Annotated in this window: 21 protein-coding genes; 6 read left to right on the forward strand and 15 right to left on the reverse strand. The window is 74.6% G+C overall.

The genetic code is table 11. The features are described from left to right. Window positions 1-45: 45 nt before the first annotated feature. The 9 genes from BKA21_RS01800 to BKA21_RS01840 all read right to left on the reverse strand — a co-directional run bounded on the left by BKA21_RS01800 (window position 46) and on the right by BKA21_RS01840 (window position 8,107). Window positions 46-735 carry a lysophospholipid acyltransferase family protein gene (locus BKA21_RS01800; protein WP_140458903.1) on the reverse strand — a complete coding sequence of 230 codons (690 nt, stop codon included), beginning with the start codon at window positions 733-735 and terminating at the stop codon, window positions 46-48. Next, window positions 732-1,448 (reverse strand): (d)CMP kinase, encoded by a 717-nt coding sequence (gene cmk, locus BKA21_RS01805; protein WP_140458902.1) that lies wholly within the window; start codon window positions 1,446-1,448, stop codon window positions 732-734. The genes BKA21_RS01800 and cmk overlap by 4 nt, the downstream gene beginning before the upstream one ends. Next, a complete protein-coding gene (locus BKA21_RS01810) occupies window positions 1,430-2,539 on the reverse strand; it encodes a prephenate dehydrogenase (protein ID WP_140458901.1) in 1,110 nt (369 codons plus the stop codon). Before BKA21_RS01810 ends, cmk begins: the two co-directional genes overlap by 19 nt. After that, the gene (locus BKA21_RS01815) at window positions 2,536-3,465 is read right to left on the reverse strand and encodes a pseudouridine synthase (protein WP_140458900.1); all 930 of its coding nucleotides are present in this window, start codon (window positions 3,463-3,465) and stop codon (window positions 2,536-2,538) included. The genes BKA21_RS01810 and BKA21_RS01815 overlap by 4 nt, the downstream gene beginning before the upstream one ends. Continuing rightward, the gene (scpB, locus tag BKA21_RS01820; protein ID WP_140458899.1) at window positions 3,462-4,166 is read right to left on the reverse strand and encodes an SMC-Scp complex subunit ScpB; all 705 of its coding nucleotides are present in this window, start codon (window positions 4,164-4,166) and stop codon (window positions 3,462-3,464) included. Before scpB ends, BKA21_RS01815 begins: the two co-directional genes overlap by 4 nt. After that, a complete protein-coding gene (locus tag BKA21_RS01825; RefSeq protein WP_140458898.1) occupies window positions 4,163-5,152 on the reverse strand; it encodes a segregation and condensation protein A in 990 nt (329 codons plus the stop codon). Before BKA21_RS01825 ends, scpB begins: the two co-directional genes overlap by 4 nt. Then, window positions 5,136-6,002, reverse strand: coding sequence for a ParA family protein (locus BKA21_RS01830; RefSeq protein WP_140458897.1), 867 nt, complete (start codon window positions 6,000-6,002; stop codon window positions 5,136-5,138). The genes BKA21_RS01825 and BKA21_RS01830 overlap by 17 nt, the downstream gene beginning before the upstream one ends. 109 nt (window positions 6,003-6,111) lie before the next feature. Then, window positions 6,112-7,089 carry a site-specific tyrosine recombinase XerD gene (locus BKA21_RS01835; protein ID WP_179625411.1) on the reverse strand — a complete coding sequence of 326 codons (978 nt, stop codon included), beginning with the start codon at window positions 7,087-7,089 and terminating at the stop codon, window positions 6,112-6,114. Window positions 7,090-7,105: 16 nt separating this feature from the next. After that, complete coding sequence (locus tag BKA21_RS01840) at window positions 7,106-8,107, reverse strand: heme o synthase (protein ID WP_373308168.1); 1,002 nt, start codon at window positions 8,105-8,107, stop codon at window positions 7,106-7,108. A 360-nt stretch (window positions 8,108-8,467) separates the two neighbouring features. Here BKA21_RS01840 and tkt point away from each other — a divergent pair, with 360 nt between their 5' ends. From tkt to BKA21_RS01870, 6 genes are all read left to right on the forward strand, one after another. Then, the gene (gene tkt, locus BKA21_RS01845; protein WP_140458895.1) at window positions 8,468-10,636 is read left to right on the forward strand and encodes a transketolase; all 2,169 of its coding nucleotides are present in this window, start codon (window positions 8,468-8,470) and stop codon (window positions 10,634-10,636) included. An 86-nt stretch (window positions 10,637-10,722) separates the two neighbouring features. After that, window positions 10,723-11,841 (forward strand): transaldolase, encoded by a 1,119-nt coding sequence (tal, locus tag BKA21_RS01850; protein WP_140458894.1) that lies wholly within the window; start codon window positions 10,723-10,725, stop codon window positions 11,839-11,841. Continuing rightward, window positions 11,838-13,379: a glucose-6-phosphate dehydrogenase gene (gene zwf, locus BKA21_RS01855; protein ID WP_140458893.1), complete on the forward strand. Its 1,542-nt coding sequence runs from the start codon at window positions 11,838-11,840 to the stop codon at window positions 13,377-13,379. Before tal ends, zwf begins: the two co-directional genes overlap by 4 nt. Further along, window positions 13,376-14,290, forward strand: coding sequence for a glucose-6-phosphate dehydrogenase assembly protein OpcA (locus tag BKA21_RS01860; protein ID WP_140458892.1), 915 nt, complete (start codon window positions 13,376-13,378; stop codon window positions 14,288-14,290). Before zwf ends, BKA21_RS01860 begins: the two co-directional genes overlap by 4 nt. Window positions 14,291-14,358: 68 nt before the next feature. Further along, window positions 14,359-15,123: a 6-phosphogluconolactonase gene (gene pgl / locus BKA21_RS01865; RefSeq protein WP_140458891.1), complete on the forward strand. Its 765-nt coding sequence runs from the start codon at window positions 14,359-14,361 to the stop codon at window positions 15,121-15,123. After that, entirely contained in the window at window positions 15,116-15,802 is a 687-nt protein-coding gene (locus BKA21_RS01870; RefSeq protein ID WP_140458890.1) for an O-methyltransferase, read from the forward strand. The genes pgl and BKA21_RS01870 overlap by 8 nt, the downstream gene beginning before the upstream one ends. Before the next feature lie 118 nt (window positions 15,803-15,920). Here BKA21_RS01870 and BKA21_RS01875 read toward each other — a convergent pair whose 3' ends face one another. From BKA21_RS01875 to whiA, 6 genes are all read right to left on the reverse strand, one after another. After that, window positions 15,921-16,268 (reverse strand): RNA polymerase-binding protein RbpA, encoded by a 348-nt coding sequence (locus BKA21_RS01875; RefSeq protein WP_140458889.1) that lies wholly within the window; start codon window positions 16,266-16,268, stop codon window positions 15,921-15,923. 22 nt (window positions 16,269-16,290) lie between these two features. Next, the gene (gene secG / locus BKA21_RS01880; protein WP_140458888.1) at window positions 16,291-16,536 is read right to left on the reverse strand and encodes a preprotein translocase subunit SecG; all 246 of its coding nucleotides are present in this window, start codon (window positions 16,534-16,536) and stop codon (window positions 16,291-16,293) included. Between the two features lie 154 nt (window positions 16,537-16,690). Further along, a complete protein-coding gene (tpiA, locus tag BKA21_RS01885; RefSeq protein WP_140458887.1) occupies window positions 16,691-17,485 on the reverse strand; it encodes a triose-phosphate isomerase in 795 nt (264 codons plus the stop codon). 3 nt (window positions 17,486-17,488) lie between these two features. Beyond that, window positions 17,489-18,688 (reverse strand): phosphoglycerate kinase, encoded by a 1,200-nt coding sequence (locus tag BKA21_RS01890; protein ID WP_140458886.1) that lies wholly within the window; start codon window positions 18,686-18,688, stop codon window positions 17,489-17,491. A 182-nt stretch (window positions 18,689-18,870) separates the two neighbouring features. Next, on the reverse strand, window positions 18,871-19,875 hold the full coding sequence (gene gap / locus BKA21_RS01895) for a type I glyceraldehyde-3-phosphate dehydrogenase (protein ID WP_140458885.1): 1,005 nt from the start codon (window positions 19,873-19,875) through the stop codon (window positions 18,871-18,873). A 316-nt stretch (window positions 19,876-20,191) separates the two neighbouring features. Further along, a complete protein-coding gene (gene whiA / locus BKA21_RS01900; protein ID WP_140458884.1) occupies window positions 20,192-21,172 on the reverse strand; it encodes a DNA-binding protein WhiA in 981 nt (326 codons plus the stop codon). Window positions 21,173-21,177: the final 5 nt, after the last annotated feature.

A 21,177-nucleotide genomic window follows, 5' to 3' on the forward strand; every position in this document is an offset into this window, starting at 1 on the left:
CGCGGCGTGACACCCGAGGCCCCGGCCGGTGCCCGGCGACCCCGGTCAGGGCAGCGGGCGGGCGCCGTCGTCCTCGGGCAGACGCACCCCGGTGCGCTCCTGCGCGTCCGCGACGAGGTCCGCGAGCGCGGTCCGTACGTCGTCGGCCGCGGCGGCGATGGCCTGCCGGCGGGGCAGGTCGGTGCGGACCACGTGCACGGGTGCGCCGATCTGCACGTGCACGGTGCGGCGCAGGCCGGGCACGTGCCCGACGTCCTCGCCGGTGCGGCGGGTGCCGAGGATCGCAACGGGCACGACGGGGGCGCCGGACTGCACGGCGAGCCAGGCGATGCCGGCGCGGGCGGACTCGACGGCGCCGTTGCCGCGGTTGCCCTCGGGGAAGATCCCGACCGCTCCCCCGCGGCGCAGCACGGCCAGGGCCTGCTGCAGGGCGGTGCGGCCGCCGGTGCGGTCGACCGGGATCTGCCCGGCCGAGCGCAGGTAGGCCCCGAGCAGGCCGGTGAACATCTCCTGCTTGACCATGACGTGCAGCGGGCGGGGCGAGGCGCCGACGAGCAGGGGCCCGTCGATCGCGGAGACGTGGTTGGCGGCGAGCAGGACGGGTCCGTCGGCGGGGACGTGCTCGGCGCCGGTGACGCGGGTGCGCCACACGACGTGGGCGAGGAACCGCCCGGCCTGGTGGCCCCAGACGGCGGCGCGGGCGGACGGGGCGGCGTCCTGGGGGCGGCCGGTCACGACCGGACCGCCAGGGTGCGCGCGACGACGTCGAGGACGGCCTCGACGGTGCCCTCGTAGGTCAGGTGGGAGGAGTCGACGGTGACGACGCCGTCGGCGGCGACGTGGAACTGCACGACGGTGGAGTCGTCGGCGTCGCGGCGCAGGACCTGGTCGTGGGTGGCGGCCAGCGCGGCGGCGTCGTCGGTGCCGTGGACCTCGCGGGCGCGGCGGGCCAGGCGGGCCTCCTCGGACGCGGTCAGCAGGACGCGCACGTCGGCGTCGGGGGCGACGACGGTGGTGATGTCGCGGCCCTCGGCGACGACGCCGCGGCCGGCGGAGAACCCGCCGGTGCGCTCGGCGTCGATGAGGGCGCGCTGACGGGCGCCGAGCTCGGCGCGGGCGTCGAGGGTCGTGGCGACCGCGGACACCGCGGCCGAGATCTCGGTGGTCCGGATCGCGGCGGCGACGTCGTGGCCGTCGACGTGCACGGTCGGGGCGGCGGGGTCCATGCCCATGACCAGCGGCATGGCGCGCACGGCGGCGGTGACGGCGGTGCCGTCGGCCAGGTCGACGCCCTGGTGGGTGCACCACCAGGTGGCGGCGCGGTACATCGCCCCGGTGTCGAGGTAGGCCAGGCCCAGGCGGGCGGCGACCTCCCGCGACACGCTGGACTTGCCCGACCCCGAGGGGCCGTCGACGGCGACGACGGTGCTCAACGGACGATCCTCCATCCCCGAGCGGTCAGCTCGGTCTCCAGGTGCTCGGCGCGCGTGGGCAGCACCGAGATCGACGTCATGCCGACCGGGCGGCCGGCGGCGTGCTCGAGGTGCAGGTCCTCGACGTTGACGTCGGCGTCCCCGACGTCGGCGAGCAGGCGGGCGATCTGCCCGGGGGTGTCGGGGACGAGCACGGTCACCACGGCGTAGGTGCGCTGGGCGCCGCCGTGCTTGCCGGGCACGCGCGCGACGCCGGTGTTGCCGTCGGCGATGGCACGGGCGATCGTGGCGAGGGCCCCCAGCTCGACGGTCTCGGGGCCCGACGCGGCGGCGGCGCTGTCGAGCGCGCCGAGGACCGTGTCGAGGTCCTCGCGCAGGTCCCGCAGGACGGCGCGGACGGCGTCGGCGTTGGCGGCGAGGATCGACGTCCACAGGGCCGGGTCGGACGCGGCGATGCGGGTCACGTCGCGCAACCCCTGCCCGGCCAGGCCGAGGGCCGTGTCGTCGACGGTGCGCAGGCGTGCCGCGACGAGGCTGGCGGCGATCTGCGGGACGTGCGAGACGGCGGCGACGGCCGCGTCGTGGGCGTCGGCGTCCATCGCGACGGGCAGGGCGCCGAGGTCGACGGCGAGGTGCCGGACCGCGAGCAGCGCCGCGGGGGCGCTCGCGCCGGAGTCGGTGAGCACCCAGGGCCGGCCGAGGAACAGGTCCGGCACGGCGGCCGACGGGCCGGAGCGCTCGCGCCCGGCCATGGGGTGCGAGCCCACGTAGCGGGTCAGGTCCGCGCCGGCGGCACGCAGCTCGGCCAGGACGTAGCCCTTGACGGAGGCGACGTCGGTGACGACGGCGTGCGGGTGGGCCGCGAGCGCGGCGCGCACCACGTCGGACGTGACGTCGGGGGGTGCGGCGACCACGACGAGCGCGGGCTCGGGGTCGTCCGGGCCCGCGGGGGTGCCGGCGCCGACGTCGCGTGCCAGGGCCAGGGCCGTGCGGGACGGGTCCTCGAGCTGGACCGCGACCCCGTGGGTGCGCAGGCCCAGCCCGACGGACGCGCCGAGCAGCCCGGTGCCGATCACGCGCACCGGGCCGACGGTCGCGACGGTCACATCCCCACCGAGGCCATGAGCGAGCCGACCTCCGTGCGGGACAGGACGCGGTTGCGTCCGGGGCGCAGGTCGCCCAGGCGGATCGGGCCGACCTTGGTGCGGACCAGGCGGGTGACGGGGTGCCCGGCCTGCTCCATGAGGCGGCGGACGATCCGGTTGCGGCCCTCGTGGATGACGACCTCGACGAGGCTGGCCTGCGGCGTGGTCTGCACGACACGGAACTCGTCGACCGCCGCGGGGCCGTCGTCGAGCTCGATGCCGCGCTTGAGCCGGGCGGCGAGGTTCGCCGGGACGCGACCCTCGACGTCGGCGAGGTACGTCTTGGGCACGCCGTGCCGGGGGTGCGCGAGCCGGTTGGCCAGCTCCCCGTCGTTGGTGAGCAGGATCAGGCCCTCGGACTCGGCGTCGAGGCGGCCGATGTGGAAGAGGCGCTCCTCGCGGTCCGCGACGAGCTGCGCGAGCGACGGGCGCCCCTCGGGGTCGTGCATGGTCGACACCACGCCCAGGGGCTTGTTCAGCGCGATCGTCACCAGGGACGTGTCGAGCTGGACGCGCATCCCGTCGACGTGGAGCACGGCCTTCGTCGGGTCGACACGCACGCCGAGCTCGACGACGACCTGCCCGTCGACCGTGACGCGCCCGGAGGAGACGAGCTCCTCGCACGCGCGGCGCGAGCCCAGGCCCGCCTGGGCGAGCACCTTCTGCAGGCGCACGCCGTCGGGGTCGTGCACGTCGACCGGGTCGGGCGCCGGTCCGCGTCGCGCGCCGCCGGGGCGCGCCCCCTGCCCTGCGCCCTTCGCACCGGGCCGGCCGGCACCCTGACCGCCGCGGCCCCGGGGTGCACCCGGTCGGCCGCCACGTCCTGCCGAGGCGTCGCGACCGGATCCCCCGGTGCCGCCTCCTCGATGTCCTCGTGCCCCGCTCATCGCATCCCCTCTCGGCCGTCCACGGCACCCTCGAGCGCCTCGATGTCCGGCAGGTACGGCGCCAGCGGAGGCAGCTCGTCGAGGCTGGTCAGCCCCATCCGCTCCAGGAAGTATCCCGTGGTCCCGTACAGGTGTGCGCCAGTCGCCGGGTCGGTGCCGACCTCGGCGACCAGACCCCGCGTCGTCAGCGTCCGCATGACGCCGTCCACGCTGACCCCGCGCACCGCGGACACCTGCCCGCGCGAGACCGGCTGACGGTACGCGACGACGGCCAGGGTCTCCAACGCGGCCTGCGTCAGGCGGGCCGTCTGACCGTCGACGACGAAGCGTCCGACGACGTCCGCGTAGGGCGACGCGGAGTAGATCCGCCACCCGTCGCCCGCGCGGCGCAGCTCGAACCCCCGCGGGCGGCCGCCGCGCTCGCCGCGGTACTCCGCCGCCAGCTCGTGCAGCAGGTCCTCGACCCGCGCCGTCGGCAGGGACAGCACGGTGGCGAGGCGCACGGCGGACACGGGCTCGTCGACGACCATGAGCACGGCCTCCAGGGCGGCCGCGGCACCGCCCGGCAGCGTGTCGACGTCGACGGGGACCTCGTCGGCCGCGGCGGGCGCAGGTGCGCCAGGCCCGTCGGCGGGGTCCGGCACGTCCATGAGGTCGGGCTCGTCGGCGGGGTCGGGCTCGTCCGTGGGGTCGGTGGTCATGCGTCCTCCTGCGTCCCGGTGCCCGCGGCTGCCGGGGCGGTGCGGCCCGCGACGGGCGCGGCGGCGTCGGTGGTGGTCGTGGTGGTCGGTGCCGTGGTGGTCGTGGTGCCTGCGGCGGCGTCGTCGAAGTCGTCGGAGACGACCACGTCACCGTCCTGCCCGCCGGTCCACCGCACGGTGAGCTCGCCCAGGGGCACGACCTGGTCGAACGCGACCACGCCCTCCTTGAACAGCTCGAGCAGCGCCAGGAACCGGGACACCACGACGATCGCCTCGTCGGCGTCCGCGACCAGCGCCCGGAACGTGGCGGTGCCCTGCTGGCGCAGCCGCTCGACGAGGAGCGCGGCCTGCTCCCGCACGGACACGGCGGGGGCGTGCAGGTGGCTGAGGTCCACCCCCGGCGGCGGGGCCTTCGGCGCGAGCGCACGCGCCGCGAGCTCGGCGAGCCGCTCGGTGCCCATCTGCCACACCAGCTCGGGCAGCAGCGCCGCCAGGTGCGGCTCGAGCCCGACGGTGCGGGGGAAGCGGCGGGCGCCGGCGTCCAGGCCCGTCCCGAGGTACGCCGCGACCTCCTTGTACGCCCGGTACTGCAGCAGGCGCGCGAACAGCAGGTCACGGGCCTCGAGCAGCTCGAGGTCCTCGGCGTCCTCGACCTCCGCGGACGGCAGCAGCCGGGCCGCCTTGAGGTCCAGCAGGGTCGCGGCCACGAGCAGGAACTCGCTCGCCTGCCCCAGGTCCCAGTCGCGGCCGCCGTCCAGGGCGGCGCGCTCCGCGGCACGGATGTACGCGATGAACTCGTCGGTGACCTGGGCCAGCGCGATCTCGGTGATGTCGAGCTTGTGCTTGGCGATCAGGCCGAGCAGCAGGTCGAAGGGACCGCTGAAGACGGCGAGGTGCACCTCGAAGCCGGCGGGTGCGGGCACGGGGGTGCCGGGGGGCGGCGTCAGCTCCTGCGCGGCACCCGCGGGGTCAGGCTGCGTCGCCACGGGCGACGAGCTCGCGGGCCAGCTGGCGGTACGCGGCGGCGCCCGCGTGGTTCGGCGCGTACACGGTGATGGGCTCGGCCGCGACGGTCGCGTCGGGGAACTTCACGGTGCGCCCGATGACGGTGTGCAGCAGCGTGGAGCCGAACGCCTCGTGCACACGGGCCACGACCTCGCGCGCGTGCAGCGTGCGCGAGTCGTACATCGTGGCGAGGATGCCGTCGACCTCCAGGCGCGGGTTCAGCCGGTCGCGGACCTTGTCGATCGTCTCGATGAGCAGCGCCACGCCGCGCAGCGCGAAGAACTCGCACTCCAGCGGGATCAGCACACCGTGCGCGGCGGTCAGCGCGTTGACCGTGAGCAGGCCCAGCGAGGGCTGGCAGTCGACGAGCACGACGTCGTAGTCGTCGAGGACGGGCCGCAGCGCCCGGGCGAGGACCGTCTCGCGGGCGACCTCGCCGACCAGCTGGACCTCGGCCGCGGACAGGTCGATGTTGGCCGGCAGCAGGTCCAGGCCCGCGACGGCCGTGGGCCGCACGACGTCCGCGATGTCGGCGTGGCGGTCCATCAGCAGGTTGTAGACCGTCAGGTCGAGCTCGTGCGGGCTGACCCCGAGACCGACCGACGCGGCGCCCTGCGGGTCGAAGTCGACGACGAGCACGCGCCGGCCGCACTCCGCGAGCGCGGCCCCGAGGTTGATGGTGGTCGTCGTCTTGCCGACGCCGCCCTTCTGGTTGCACATGGCGATCACGCGGGCCGGGCCGTGGGTCGTGAGCGGCGCGGGGTCGGGCAGGTCGGGGAGCACTCTGCCCACCACGTCGACCCGCGGCTCGGTCGTTCCCTGGCTCGTCATCCGTCCACCATCTGCTCACCCGGCCCCGGCGGGGGCTCACGTCGCACGCCAACCTACCGGAGCAGCCGGGTGCTGCCGTGGCGGCGCGGCGTGCGGCGCGTCGCGGGCGTCAGCGGGCCCGCGGGTGCGCGGCGGCGTAGACCTCGCGCAGCGTGTCGGGGGTGACCATCGTGTAGATCTGCGTCGTGGTGACCGACGCGTGCCCGAGCAGCTCCTGCACGACGCGGACGTCGGCGCCGCCGGCCAGCAGGTGCGTGGCGAACGAGTGCCGCAGGGTGTGCGGGGACACGTGCTCGGCACCGGGCAGGCCGGCGCGCTCGGCCGCGGTGCGCAGGACGCCCCACGCCGACTGCCGCGACAGGCGGGCACCGCGGGTGTTGCAGAACACCGCGGGCGTCCCGCGGCCGTGGGAGGCCAGCTCGGGCCGGGCCCGCACGAGGTACGCCTCGACGGCCTCGACGGCGAAGGTGCCGACGGGCACCACGCGCTCCTTGCCGCCCTTGCCCAGCAGGCGCACGGCGCCGCGCCCGGGTGTCAGGTCGAGGTCGTCGACGTCGAGGCCGACGGCCTCGGAGATGCGGGCCCCGGTCGAGTAGACGAGCTCGAGGAGCGCACGGTCGCGCAGCGGGACGGGTCCGTCGCCGAGCCCGGCGGCGTCGATGAGCCGGGCGACGTCGTCGACGGAGATCGCCTTCGGCAGCCGCTTGGGCAGCGCGGGCGGCCTGACGCGGGCGGCGGGGTCGTGGTCGGCGACGCCCTCGCTCACGAGGAAGCGGTGCCAGCCGCGGACGGCGACGACGCTGCGGGCGGCGGACGCGGCGGACAGCGTGGCGCGTCCGTCGCCGCCGGTGCGCACGGCCAGCACGTAGTCCTCGACGTCGCGCTCGAGGACGTCGGCGGGGTCGGTGCGGCCGGTCGCGGCCAGGTGGTGCAGGTAGCGCGTCAGGTCGCGGCGGTACGCGGCGAGCGTGTGGGGGGCCAGCCCGCGCTCGACCGCGAGGTGCGCGAGGTAGCCCTCGAGCGCGGACGTGAGGGCGGGGGCGGGCTGCGGGGCGTCGGCCGTGGGCGCCGGGTCCGGGTCGAGCAGCTCCGCGCCGGGCACGTCAGAGCGGCAGGAAGACGTCCACGCAGATCGCGACCGACAGCAGGGTCAGGTACGTGATCGAGGCGTGGAAGACGGTCATCGCGCGCAGCGGGCCGCGCTGGGCGCTGCGGGCCCGGCGCAGCAGGCTCGTGCACGACCACAGGAACCAGCCGCCGAGCGCCGCGGCCACGATGCCGTACACCCAGGTCATGCCCGCGACGGGCACGAGCAGCAGCGAGCACGCGATCATGGCGAGCGTGTAGCCGATCATCTCGCGGGCCACGCGGGTGTCGGAGGCGACGACGGGCAGCATGGGCACACCGGCGGCGGCGTAGTCCTGCCGGAACTTCATCGACAGGGGCCAGTAGTGCGGCGGGGTCCAGAAGAACACGACGCCGAACAGCAGGACCGCGGCCCAGGAGATCCCGCCGGTCATCGCCGACCAGCCGATGACGACGGGCATGCACCCGGCGGCACCGCCCCAGACGATGTTCTGGGGGGTGCGGCGCTTGAGGATCATCGTGTAGCCGACCACGTAGATCGCGATCGCCGCGGCGGTCAGCAGCGCGGACGCGGGGTTGACCGCGAACCAGAGCCACAGCAGCGACACCGCGCCGAGCACGAGGCCGAACGTGAGCGCCGCGCGCGGGGAGATCCGGCCCGTGACCACGGGGCGCCGCTTGGTGCGGTGCATCACCTGGTCGATGTCGCGGTCCAGGTACTGGTTGAGCGTGTTCGCGGCGCCCGCGGCACCCGCTCCCCCGACGAGCGTGGCCAGCGCGAGGCCCAGGGGCGGGAAGCCGCCCTCGGCGAGGAACATCGTGGGGACCGTGGTGACGAGCAGCAGCTCGATGACGCGCGGCTTGGTGAGCACCACGTAGGGGCCGACCCGGTCGCGCACCGCTGCGAGGGCCCGGCCGGCGCGCGTCGCGGGCTGCGGGCGCCCGGCGGACGAGGCGCCCGCGAGCGCGTCGTGGGGCGTGCGGCGCGGATCGACGGAGGGCGGGCTGGACAGGCGCACGCGCTGCGGCTCCGTTCGGTGGTGCGGGCCGTCGGCGACGGCGGGACGGCCGGGACCGAGGTCCCGGTCAGCCATGCTACGACCTGTGCGGGGCGCGACGGCGCCCGCGACGGTGCGCGCCGGCCCCGGGAGCGGGTGGATGTGGCGCATCACACGCCCTGCGGGCGGGCGGACCCGGTCGGGAATACGCTTTCCGACGGGTGGACGAGGAACACGGTTCCCCCCTGCCGCGCTATAGGGTCGAACCCGGACACGGACTCCACGGCGCCCCGCCCCACGGCGGACCCGCGCCGCGTCCCGGGCACCCGGCGCTCGGCGCCGGCGCAGACGACGCCCCAGACGGGGCGGGAATGAGGTGCGGTGAACGCGAAGGCTCCCCTGGCCACCACGGCCGGCTGGACGGACCTGGACCTGCGAGCGGTGGACACGGTGCGCGTGCTCGCGGCCGACGCCGTCGAGAAGGTCGGCAACGGCCACCCCGGCACCGCCGTCAGCCTGGCGCCCGCCGCCTACCACCTGTACCAGCACGTGCTGCGCCACGACCCGGCCGACCCGCACTGGCTGGGGCGCGACCGGTTCGTGCTGTCGGCGGGCCACTCGAGCCTGACGCAGTACATCCAGCTGTACCTGGCCGGGTTCGGCCTCGAGCTGGAGGACCTGCAGGCGCTGCGCACGTGGGGCTCGAAGACCCCCGGGCACCCCGAGTACCGCCACACGGCCGGTGTCGAGATCACCACCGGCCCGCTCGGCCAGGGCCTGGCCTCGGCCGTGGGCCTGGCCATGGCCGCCCGCCGCGAGCGCGGCCTGCTCGACCCGCAGGCGCCCGCCGGCACGAGCCCGTTCGACCACCACGTGTACGTCATCGCCTCCGACGGCGACCTGCAGGAGGGCGTGACCTCCGAGGCCTCGTCGGTGGCCGGCACGCAGGAGCTCGGCAACCTCGTCGTCCTGTGGGACGACAACCGCATCTCGATCGAGGGCGACACGCAGATCGCCTTCACCGAGGACGTCCTCAAGCGCTACGAGGCGTACGGCTGGCACGTGCAGTACGTCGACTGGACCGTCGGCGGGGAGTACCGCGAGGACGTCGACGCGCTGCACGCCGCGATCGAGGCCGCCAAGGCCGTGACCGACAAGCCGTCGTTCATCGGCCTGCGGACCCTCATCGCGTGGCCGACGCCCGGCAAGACCGGCGACCACTCCTCGCACGGCTCCAAGCTGGGCGGGGACGCCATCAAGGGCCTCAAGGAGCTGCTCGGCTTCGACCCCGAGCGCACGTTCCAGGTCGACGACGACGTGCTGGCGCACACGCGCGGGCTGTCGTCGCGCACCGCGCCCGTGCGGGCCGCGTGGCAGGAGTCGTTCGACGCGTGGGCCGCGGCGAACCCCGGGCGCAAGGCGCTGCTGGACCGGCTCGTGGCCGGCGACCTGCCCGAGGGCTGGGCCGACGCGCTGCCGGTGTTCCCGGCGGGCAAGGCCGTGGCCACGCGCGCCGCGTCCGGCGAGGTCCTCTCGGCGCTGGCGCCCGTGCTGCCCGAGCTGTGGGGCGGCTCGGCCGACCTCGCGGGCTCGAACAACACGACCATGAAGGGTGAGCCGTCGTTCCTGCCGGCGCACCGGTCCTCGCACGACTTCGCCGGCGACGAGTACGGGCGCACGCTGCACTTCGGCATCCGTGAGCACGGCATGGGCGCGATCCTGTCGGGCATCCGCCTGCACGGGCTGACCCGCCCCTACGGCGGCACGTTCTTCACGTTCTCGGACTACATGCGCGGCTCGGTGCGCCTCGCCGCCCTCATGGGCGTCGACGTGACCTACGTGTGGACGCACGACTCCATCGGCCTCGGCGAGGACGGACCGACGCACCAGCCGGTCGAGCACCTCGCCGCCGTGCGCGCGATCCCCGGCCTGTCGGTCGTGCGCCCCGCGGACGCCAACGAGACCGCCCAGGCCTGGAAGGCCACCCTCGAGCGGACCGGCGGCCCCACGGCCCTCGTCCTGACCCGGCAGAACGTGCCGACGTTCCCCCGGGGCGAGGACGGCTTCGCCACCGCCGACGGCGTGGCCCGCGGCGCGTACGTGCTCCTGGAGGCGTCGACCGGCACCCCCGACGTCGTGCTGATCGGCACCGGCTCGGAGGTCCAGCTCGCCGTCGAGGCGCGCGCGACCCTCGAGGCTGCCGGCGTGCCGACGCGCGTCGTGTCCGCGCCGTGCCTGGAGTGGTTCGCCGAGCAGGACGAGGCGTACCGCGAGTCCGTGCTGCCCGCGGCCGTGCGCGCCCGCGTCTCGGTCGAGGCCGGCATCGCGCTGTCGTGGCACAAGATCGTCGGTGACGCCGGACGCTCGATCTCGCTCGAGCACTACGGGGCGTCGGCGGACTACCAGACGCTCTACCGCGAGTTCGGCATCACCGCCGAGGCCGTCGTCGCGGCCGCGCACGAGTCGCTCGCCGCGGCCCGGGGCGACCAGGCGCCGAGCTCGGTGTCGGCCACGCCGACGCAGTCCGGCACGGGCGACCTGCCCGCCTGACCCACCGCGCGCGGCGGGCCGCTCCAGCCGGCCCGCCGCGCCGCCCGCACGTCCGTCCACCCGTCGTGGGACGAAGGGGAACGACCATGGCCAGCACCACCCCGCTGCACCAGCTGCACGATGCCGGCGTCGCCGTGTGGCTCGACGACCTGTCGCGCCGGCGCACCCGGTCCGGCGACCTCGCCGCGCTCGTCGGGCGCGGCGTCGTCGGCGTGACGACCAACCCGACGATCTTCGCCGGCGCGCTCGCGCACGGCGAGGCCTACGACGAGCAGCTGCGCGCGCTCGCCGCAGCCGGCACCGACGTCGAGGACGCGGTCCTCGCGATCACCACCGACGACGTGCGCGAGGCCTGCGACGTGCTGCGCCCCGTGCACGAGCGCAGCGGCGGCGTCGACGGGCGGGTCTCCATCGAGGTCGACCCGCGCCTGGCGCGCGACACCGACGCGACGTCGACCATGGCGCAGCGGCTCTGGTCGGTCGTCGACCGGCCGAACCTGCTGGTCAAGATCCCCGCGACGGTGGAGGGTCTGCCCGCGATCACCGCGGCCCTCGCGCAGGGCATCTCGGTCAACGTCACGCTGATCTTCTCGCTGCAGCGGTACGCGGCGGTGCTCGACGCGTTCCTCGAGGGCCTGGAGCAGGCGCAGGCCGCCGGGCGCGACCTCGCCCCGATCTCGTCGGTCGCGTCGTTCTTCGTCTCCCGCGTCGACGCGGCCGTCGACGCCCGCCTCGACGCCCTGGGCACGCCCGAGGCCGCCGAGCTGCGCGGACGCGCGGCGATCGCCAACGCCCGGCTCGCCTACGGCCTCTACCAGGAGGTCCTGCGCAGCCCCCGCTGGCAGGCGCTCGAGGCCGCGGGCGCCCGTCCGCAGCGCCCCCTGTGGGCCTCGACGGGCGTCAAGGACCCCGCCTACCCGGACACCCGGTACGTCGACGAGCTCGTCGTGGCGGGCACCGTCAACACGATGCCCGAGAAGACGCTGGAGGCCGTCGAGGACCACGGCACCGTGCACGACACCGTCTCCGGCCGGCAGGACGAGGCCGCGCGCACGCTCGACCGCGTCGAGGCCGCCGGCATCTCCGTCGACGAGATCACGACCGCGCTCGAGGAGGACGGCCTGCGCAAGTTCGAGGCCTCCTGGGACGAGCTGCTCGCCTCGGTGCGCGCCGGCCTGCAGCGCAACGGCGGGACGCCGGCATGAGCCCCGCCAAGGTGAGCGCCGGCCACAACCCGCTGCGCGACCCCCGCGACCGCCGGCTCCCCCGCATCGCCGGCCCCAGCGGCCTGGTGATCTTCGGCGTCACGGGCGACCTCGCCCGCAAGAAGCTCATGCCCGCGGTCTACGACCTCACCAACCGCGGCCTGCTGCCCCCGGGCTTCGCCCTGACCGGCTTCGCCCGACGCGACTGGGAGACGCAGGACTTCGCGCAGATCGTGCACGACTCCGTCAAGGAGCACGCCCGCACCCCGTTCCGGGAGGCCACCTGGCGCCAGCTCGCCGAGGGCATCCGGTTCGTGCAGGGCTCGTTCGACGACGACGACGCGTTCGACCGGCTGCGCGAGACCGTCGAGGAGCTCGACGTGTCCCGCGGCACCGGTGGCAACCACGCGTTCTACCTGTCGGTGCCGCCGTCGGCGTTCCCCGTGGTCAGCAGGCAGCTGGCCCGTTCGGGGCTGTCGCAGCCCAAGGACGGCACGTGGCGGCGCGTCATCATCGAGAAGCCCTTCGGGCACGACCTGCAGTCGGCCCGCGAGCTCAACGACATCGTCTCCGAGGTGTTCCGGCCGGACGACATCTTCCGGATCGACCACTACCTGGGCAAGGAGACGGTCCAGAACCTCCTGGCGCTGCGCTTCGCGAACCAGATGTTCGAGCCGATCTGGAACGGCAACTACGTCGACCACGTCCAGATCACCATGGCCGAGGACATCGGCATCGGCGGCCGGGCCGGCTACTACGACGGGATCGGCGCGGCCCGCGACGTCATCCAGAACCACCTGCTGCAGCTCCTGGCGCTGACCGCCATGGAGGAGCCCGTCTCGTTCGACGCGGCGGCCCTGCGCGCGGAGAAGACGAAGGTCCTCTCGGCCCTGCGGCTCCCCCGCGACCTGGGCAAGCACACCGCCCGTGGGCAGTACACGGCCGGCTGGCAGGGCGGCGAGGAGGTCGTCGGGTACCTGGAGGAGGAGGGCTTCGACCCCGCCTCGACCACCGAGACGTTCGCCGCGATCCGCGTCGACATCGACACCCGCCGCTGGGCCGGGGTGCCGTTCTACCTGCGCACCGGCAAGCGCCTGGGCCGGCGCGTGACCGAGATCGCCGTGGTCTTCAAGCGCGCCCCGCACCTGCCGTTCGAGTCCATGGCGACCTCCGAGCTGGGCAAGAACGCGCTCGTGATCCGGGTCCAGCCCGACGAGGGCGTGACCCTGCGGTTCGGCGCCAAGGTGCCCGGGACCGCCATGGAGGTCCGCGACGTCACCATGGACTTCGGGTACGGTCACGCGTTCACCGAGTCCTCCCCCGAGGCCTACGAGCGCCTCATCCTCGACGTGCTGCTCGGCGACCCGCCGCTGTTCCCGCAGCACGAGGAGGTCGAGCTCTCCTGGAAGATCCTCGACCCGATCACGTCGTACTGGGCGTCCAAGGGCCGCCCCGACCCGTACCGCGCGGGGACCTGGGGCCCGGAGTCCGCCGACGCGATGATGGCCCGTGACGGACGCGCCTGGAGGCTCCCGTGATCATCGACATGCCCGACACCACCACCCGGGACATCAACAAGCGGCTGCTCACCGAGCGCGACGAGGGCGGCGCGGTCGCCCTCGGCCGGGTCCTGACGCTCATCATCGACGCCGACGGGCACGACCCCGAGGAGTCCATCGCGGCGGCGAACGAGGCCTCCCGCGAGCACCCGTGCCGCATCGTCGTGCTCACGCAGAAGGACGACGGCTCGACGTGCCTCGACGCCCAGATCCGCCTCGGCGGGGACGCCGGCGCGTCGGAGGTCATCGTGCTGCGCGTCGCCGGCGGCGCCGGGACGCACCTCGACACCCTCGTCATGCCGCTGCTGCTGCCCGACGCGCCGATCGTCGCCTGGTGGCCGTACGACGTGCCCGAGAACCCGTCCGCGCACCCCCTGGGCACCATGGCGCAGCGCCGGATCACCGACACGTCCCAGTGCTCGAGCCCCGGCCGGTCGCTGCGCCACCTGGCGGAGGTCTACGCCGACGGCGACACCGACCTCGCGTGGACACGGGCGACGCTGTGGCGCGGCCTCATCGCCGCGACGCTGGACCAGCCGCCGTTCGAGCCCGTGCAGCGTGCGGTCGTGGTCGGCGAGAGCACGCACCCCTCGGTCGACCTCATGGCGGCCTGGCTCGCCCAGTCGCTGCGGTGCCCCGTCGACGTCGAGCGCCAGCCCGACGCGCCGGCGATCACGCAGGTCCGTCTGCAGCGCGCCAGCGGCGACATCGTGCTCGACCGCCCGGACGGCAAGACGGCCGCGCTGCGCCAGCCCGACCAGCCCGAGCACCGGATCGCCCTGCCGATCCGCCAGCTGCGCGAGTGCCTCGTCGAGGAGCTGCGTCGCCTCGACGCGGACGAGGTCTACGGCGAGGTCCTGCAGAAGGGCCTCGCCCGCATCGACGCCTGACACCTCGGCCGCGCCGGCACCGGCCGGCGCGGCCCGACGACGCCGCGGCCGCGGCGGGGAAGGACACCATGCCCACCCACCCCGAGGTCGTCGTCCACCCGGACGCGCCCGTGCTCGCCGCCGCCGCCGCGGCACGCCTGCTCACCCGGCTGGTCGACCTGCAGTCGCACCGCAGCCCCCTGCACGTCGTCCTGACGGGCGGCACCGTCGGGATCGCGACCCTGCGCGAGATCGCCGCCAGCCCCGCCCGCGACGCCGTCGACTGGTCCGGCGTCCACCTGTGGTGGGGCGACGAGCGGTTCCTGCCCGACGGCGACCCCGACCGCAACGAGACCCAGGCCCGCGAGGCCCTGCTCGACGCGCTCGGCGACGCCCTGCCGGCGGCGAACGTGCACCCGTTCCCCGCGCTCGACGCAGCCGTGCCCGACGGTGAGACCAGCGCCGCCGCGTACGCCGCCGACCTGGCCGCGCACGCCCCTGAGGGCGCGACGACGCCGGCCTTCGACGTCCTGCTGCTCGGCATGGGCCCCGACGGCCACGTCGCGTCGCTGTTCCCCGGCAAGGCCACCCTCGACGTGCACGACGTCCCCGTCGTCGCCGAGCACGACTCCCCCAAGCCGCCGCCCGAGCGCGTGTCGCTCACCTACCCCGCGATCGGCGCCGCCCGCGAGGTGTGGGTCGTGGCCGCCGGTGCGGAGAAGGCGCCGGCAGTCGCCCGTGCCCTCGCCGGCGACGCCGTCGCCACCACGCCCGCCGCCGGGGCGCGCGGGACCGAGCGGACGCTGTGGCTCGTGGACGTCGCCGCCGTGCAGGAGGTGACCCCCGGTGACTGACAGCACCGCTCCCGAGACGCCCCAGCAGACCTGGTCAGCCGTCGACGCGTTCTTCGCCGACCTGACCGCCGAGCCGACGGCCGCGGTGCGGGTCCGGGAGGCCGCGGCAGCCGCGGGTCTGCCCGACATCGCCGTCGCCCCGAACCAGGGGCGGCTGCTCACCCTCCTGGCCCGCACGGCCGGGGCGCGGCGGGTGCTCGAGGTCGGCACCCTCGGCGGGTACTCCACGTGGTGGCTGACGCAGGCGCTGCCCGCCGACGGCTCGGTCGTCACGCTCGAGCTCGTGCCCGAGCACGCGGCGGTGGCGCGTGCCTCGCTCGACGCCGCCGGGGTCGGCCACCGTGTCGACATCCGCGTCGGTCCGGCCCTCGCGTCGCTCGACGCCCTGGCCACCGAGGGCGTCGAACCGTTCGACCTGGTGTTCGTGGACGCCGACAAGCAGCAGCTGGCGGCGTACACCGAGCGCGTCGTGACGCTCTCCCGGCCGGGGACCCTCGTCGTCGTCGACAACGTGGTGCGCGCCGGCGGCGTCGTCGACCCCGCGCACCCGGACGACCGCGTCCAGGGCGTGCGGGCGTTCGCCGCGGCCGTCGCCGCCGACGACCGCCTCGAGGCGACCGTGGTGCAGACCGTCGGCGCGAAGGGCTACGACGGGTTCGCGCTCCTGCGGGTGCGCTGAACCGCCGCACGGAGACGCCGGAGGCCCCTCGTCCGATGACGGACGAGGGGCCTCGGCATGTCGGGGTGGCCGCCCGGTCGCGGGCGACCGGCCTGGCGCCGTGGAGACGGCGGTCGGCTCAGCGACCGCGACGGGCGCGGAGCGCGGCCAGGGCCTCGTCGAGGATCGCCTGCCCGTCCTCGTCGCTGCGCCGCTCCTTCACGTACGCCAGGTGCGTCTTGTACGGCTCGTTGCGCGTCGGCGACGGCGGAGCCTCCGGGTCCTGCCCGGCCGGGTACCCGCACCGGGGGCAGTCCCAGGTCGTCGGCGCCTCGGCCGCGGCCTCCTCGGCGAAGCTCGGCCGCGTCTCGTGGCCGTTCGCGCACCAGTAGGAGATCCACACGCGCGGAGCCGCGTCGCCGCGCTCCGCCTCGCCCATCGGACCGGCGCCCACTCGCGATCCGCGGATCGCGCTCCCGCTCGCCATCGTCGTCGTCCCCCTCTGCCCGCTACTCCGCGACCTTCTCGACCAGGCCGAGAAGGATGATGACCACGGTCCACAGCAGCGCCACGGTGACCGTGATCCGGTTGAGGTTGCGCTCCGCGACGCCCGAGGACCCGGCGCCGGCGGTGATCCCGCCGCCGAACATGTCGGACAGGCCGCCGCCCTTGCCCTTGTGCAGCAGCACGAGCGGGACGAGCAGGAGGCTGGTCAGCACCAGCAGGACCTGGAGGGCGATGCGCAGGCCAGTCACGGGGTGGGGTTCCTCACTCGGGGTGTGCGCCGCACGGCGGCACGGGGTGGCGCGGTACAGGGTAGGCGACGCAGGGGCGTAGGAGCCACCACCTCGCGCCGCAGGTCGGACGGACGCAGCAGCGTGCTGCGCCCGCCCGACCGGTGCGCTGCGGTCAGCCGACCTGGTGCGACTGGTACCGGGCGATCTTCGCGAACTCCTCGGGGTCGAGGCTCGCACCGCCGACGAGGGCACCGTCGACGTCCGGCTTGGCCATGATCGACGCGACGTTCGACGACTTCACCGAACCGCCGTAGAGCACGCGGACGGCGTCGGCCGTGGCCTGGTCGTACAGCTCGCCGATGCGCACGCGGATCGCGGCGCACAGCTCCTGCGCGTCCTCGGGCGTCGCGGTCTCGCCGGTGCCGATGGCCCACACGGGCTCGTACGCCACGACGAGGCCGGCGACCTGCTCGGCCGACAGGCCCACGAGGGCGCCGTCGAGCTGGGCCAGCGTGTGCGGCACGTGCTCGCCGGCCTTGCGGACCTCGAGCGGCTCGCCGACGCACAGGATCGGCACGAGACCGGCCGCGAGCGACGACTTCACCTTGGCGTTGACCAGGGCGTCGTCCTCGTGGTGGTACTCACGACGCTCGGAGTGGCCGACCGCGACGTACGTGACACCGAGCTTGGCCAGGAACAGCGGCGAGATCTCGCCGGTGTACGCGCCGGACTCGTGCGCCGACACGTCCTGGGCGCCGTAGACGAGCTCGAGCTTGTCGGCGTCCACGAGGGTCTGCACGCTGCGCAGGTCCGTGAACGGCGGCAGCACGGCGACCTCGACGGCACCGAAGTCGTGCTTGGCGTCCTTGAGGGTCCACGCCAGCTTCTGCACGGTGTGCGTCGCCTGGTGGTGGTCCAGGTTCATCTTCCAGTTGCCCGCCATCAGCGGGGTACGGGTCGTGGCCATGGGTCAGTCCTCCAGAACGGCGATGCCGGGGAGGGTCTTGCCCTCGAGGAACTCCAGCGACGCGCCGCCGCCGGTGGAGATGTGGCCGAAGCCGGCCTCGTCGAAGCCGAGCGTGCGCACGGCCGCGGCCGAGTCGCCGCCGCCGACGATGGTGAAGCCGCCGTTCGTGCCCGCGTCGACGAGCGCCTGCGCGACGGCACGGGTGCCACCGGCGAACGCGTCGAACTCGAACACGCCCGCGGGCCCGTTCCAGACGACGGTCTTGGCGTCGACGATCTTCGAGGCGAACAGCGCGGCGGACTCGGGGCCGATGTCCAGGCCCATCTGGTCGGCCGGGATCGCGTCGGCCGGCACCACGGTCGCCGGGGCGTCGGCCTTGAACTCCGGCGCGACGACCACGTCGACGGGCAGCACGATCTCCACGCCGCGCTCCGCGGCCGTGGCGAGGTAGCCCTTGACGGTCTCGACCTGGTCCTGCTCGAGCAGGCTCTTGCCGACCGCGTGGCCCTGCGCCGCGAGGAACGTGAAGAGCATGCCGCCGCCGATGAGGAGGCGGTCGGCCTTGCCGATGAGGTTCTCGATGACGCCGAGCTTGTCGGACACCTTGGAGCCGCCGAGGACGACGACGTAGGGGCGCGCGGGGGCGTCCGTCGCCTTGCGCAGCGACTCGACCTCCTTGAGCACGAGCTGGCCCACGGCGTGCGGCAGGCGCTGCGCGACGTCGTAGACCGACGCCTGCTTGCGGTGCACGACGCCGAAGCCGTCGGACACGTAGGCGTCCACGAGGGCCGCCAGCTCGTCGGCGAGCGCGCCGCGCTCCGCCTCGTCCTTGGACGTCTCGCGCGCGTCGAAGCGCACGTTCTCGAGCAGGGCGACCTGACCGTCGGCGAGCGCCGCGACGGTGGCCTTCGCCGAGTCGCCGACGAGGTCCTCGGCGAGGGCGACGGGCGCACCGAGCAGCTCGCCGAGGCGGGCCGCGACGGGCGCGAGCGAGTACTTGGCCTCCGGGGCGCCCTTGGGGCGGCCGAGGTGGGCGACGACGACGACGCGGGCGCCCTGCGCGGTCAGCGCCTGGATCGTCGGCAGCGCCGCACGGATGCGGCCGTCGTCGGTGATGGTCGTGCCGTCGAGCGGCACGTTGAAGTCGGAGCGGACGAGCACGCGCTTGCCGCGCAGGTCGCCGAGGTCCTCGATGGTCTTCATGGTCTCCTACTACCTGGCTGCCGCCGGACGCGCCGGCGTGCGGGGATGTCCACGCGAGAGCGAGGACGAGGTGCGGTGGGTGCCGGACCGTCCTGGTCCGGGCACAGCAGCGTCCGCGTGCGCCGGGCCGGTGGCCTGGGCGCACGCGGACGCATGGACTGCCTACCCTCGCGGCTGCGAGGTCAGAGACGCTCGCCCACGTACGAGGTCAGCGCGACGAGGGAGTTGGAGTAGCCCCACTCGTTGTCGTACCAGGAGACGACCTTGACCAGGTCGCCCGACACCTTGGTGAGCTTGGCGTCGAAGATGCTCTGGTGCGGGTCGGTGACGATGTCGCTCGAGACGATGTCGTCCTCGACGTAGGACAGCACGCCCTTGAGGGGGCCCTCCGCGGCGGCCTTGACCGCGGCGTTGACCTCCTCGACCGTGACCTCGCGCGAGGCGGTGAAGGTCAGGTCGGTGGCCGAGCCGGTGATCGTCGGCACGCGCATGGCGAAGCCGTCGAGCTTGCCCTTGAGCTCGGGGAGCACGAGGGCGACGGCCTTGGCCGCACCGGTCGACGTGGGGACGATGTTCTGCGCGGCGGCGCGGGCGCGACGCAGGTCCTTGTGGGGACCGTCCTGCAGGTTCTGGTCACCCGTGTAGGCGTGGATCGTGGTCATGAGGCCACGCTCGATGCCGATCGCGTCGTTGAGCGCCTTGGCCATGGGGGCCAGGCAGTTCGTCGTGCAGGACGCGTTCGAGATGATGTGGTGCGCGGCGGCGTCGTAGTCGGTGTGGTTGACACCCACGACGAACGTCGCGTCCTCGTTCTTGGCCGGGGCCGAGATGATGACCTTCTTCGCGCCCGCCTCGAGGTGGGCCTTCGCCTTGGTCGCGTCGGTGAAGAAGCCCGTGGACTCGATCACGATGTCCGCACCGAGCTCGCCCCAGGGCAGGTCCGCCGGGTTGCGCTCGGCCAGGGCACGGATCCTCTTGCCGTCGACGATGATGTTGTCGTCGTCGAAGTCCACGCTCAGCGGGAACCGGCCCAGCACCGTGTCGTACTTCAGCAGGTGCGCCAGGGTCTTGTTGTCCGTCAGGTCGTTGACGCCGACGATCTCGATGTCGGCCCCCGAGGCCACGATGGCGCGGTAGAAGTTGCGCCCGATGCGGCCGAAGCCGTTGATGCCGACCTTGATGGTCACTTGCCCTCCTCGGCACGCGCCGCGCGGATGCCGGCGCACACAGTTGGTGTTCGGGTCACGCACGCCGCTGTGCGTCCCGACCATCGCATGACCCCACGTGCCCGGCACGTGACGCCCCTGTGACGATCGGATGACGCGAGCCTATACCCCGTGGCCCCGGCCCCGCCCATGACGTTGGTCCGTGCGGGTACCCGTTCGCATGCTGGACGATCCGTCGCCCGGGCACCGAGACCCGCACGCGCGGGCAGGCGTCCGCGCCCCTGGGCGCGGCGCGCCAGGGGTCCGCACGGAGCCCGTCCGGTCGGCGCGGGGCCCGTCAGATGTCGAGCAGCTCCGGGCTCAGACCGGCCTCGGTGTCGGGCACGCCCAGCTCGGCCGCCCGGCGGTCGGCGGTCGCGAGCAGCCGCCGGATCCGGCCCGCCACCGCGTCCTTCGTCAGCGGGGGGTCGGCCAGCTTGCCGAGCTCCTCCAGCGAGGCCTCCTTGTGCGCCAGCCGCAGCTCGCCGGCCTGGCGCAGGTGGTCCGGCAGGTCGTCCCCGAGCAGCTCGAACGCACGCTCCACGCGGGCTCCTGCCGCGACGGCGGCACGCGCCGAGCGGCGCAGGTTCGCGTCGTCGAAGTTCGCGAGCCGGTTGGCGGTCCCCCGGACCTCGCGCCGGACCCGGCGCTCCTCCCAGACGAGCATCGCCTCGTGGGCGCCCAGCCGGGCCAGCATCGCGCTGATGGCGTCGCCGTCGCGGATCACGACGCGGTCCACACCTCGCACCTCGCGCGCCTTGGCGGTCACGCCCAGCCGGCGGGCCGCGCCGACGAGGGCGAGCGCCGCCTCGGGGCCGGGACAGGTGACCTCGAGGGACGACGACCGCCCCGGCTCGGTGAGCGAGCCGTGGGCCAGGAAGGCCCCGCGCCACGCCGCCTCCGCCTCGCCGATGCCGGCGGACACGACCTGCGGGGGCAGACCACGGACGGGACGTCCGCGGTTGTCCAGCAGACCCGTCTGCCGGGCGAGCGACTCGCCCTCCTTGACGACACGGACGACGTACCGGCTCCCGCGGCGCAGACCGCCGCCGGAGACGACGATGATGTCGCTCTCGTGGCCGTAGACCTCGGCGATCGCCTGCCGCAGCCGTCGCGCCGCCACACCCGTGTCGAGCTCGGCCTCGATGACGATCCGGCCGGAGATGATGTGCAGGCCGCCCGCGAACCTCAGCGTCGCCGAGATCTCCGCCTTGCGGCAGGAGGTCTTGTCGATCTTCAGGCGCGCCAGCTCGTCCTTCACCTGTGCCGTCAGAGCCATGGCGT

It is taken from the genome of Cellulomonas oligotrophica (assembly GCF_013409875.1).
Lineage (GTDB): Bacteria > Actinomycetota > Actinomycetes > Actinomycetales > Cellulomonadaceae > Cellulomonas > Cellulomonas oligotrophica.

Coding starts and splice junctions, on each gene's coding strand:
- cmk (WP_140458902.1), bottom strand. CDS start 1,448: ATGGAGGATCGTCCGTTGAGCACCGTCGTCGCCGTCGACGGCCCCTCG.
- BKA21_RS01815 (WP_140458900.1), bottom strand. CDS start 3,465: ATGAGCGGGGCACGAGGACATCGAGGAGGCGGCACCGGGGGATCCGGT.
- scpB (WP_140458899.1), bottom strand. CDS start 4,166: ATGACCACCGACCCCACGGACGAGCCCGACCCCGCCGACGAGCCCGAC.
- BKA21_RS01830 (WP_140458897.1), bottom strand. CDS start 6,002: ATGACGAGCCAGGGAACGACCGAGCCGCGGGTCGACGTGGTGGGCAGA.
- tal (WP_140458894.1), top strand. CDS start 10,723: ATGGCCAGCACCACCCCGCTGCACCAGCTGCACGATGCCGGCGTCGCC.
- zwf (WP_140458893.1), top strand. CDS start 11,838: ATGAGCCCCGCCAAGGTGAGCGCCGGCCACAACCCGCTGCGCGACCCC.
- pgl (WP_140458891.1), top strand. CDS start 14,359: ATGCCCACCCACCCCGAGGTCGTCGTCCACCCGGACGCGCCCGTGCTC.
- BKA21_RS01875 (WP_140458889.1), bottom strand. CDS start 16,268: ATGGCGAGCGGGAGCGCGATCCGCGGATCGCGAGTGGGCGCCGGTCCG.
- tpiA (WP_140458887.1), bottom strand. CDS start 17,485: ATGGCCACGACCCGTACCCCGCTGATGGCGGGCAACTGGAAGATGAAC.
- BKA21_RS01890 (WP_140458886.1), bottom strand. CDS start 18,688: ATGAAGACCATCGAGGACCTCGGCGACCTGCGCGGCAAGCGCGTGCTC.
- whiA (WP_140458884.1), bottom strand. CDS start 21,172: ATGGCTCTGACGGCACAGGTGAAGGACGAGCTGGCGCGCCTGAAGATC.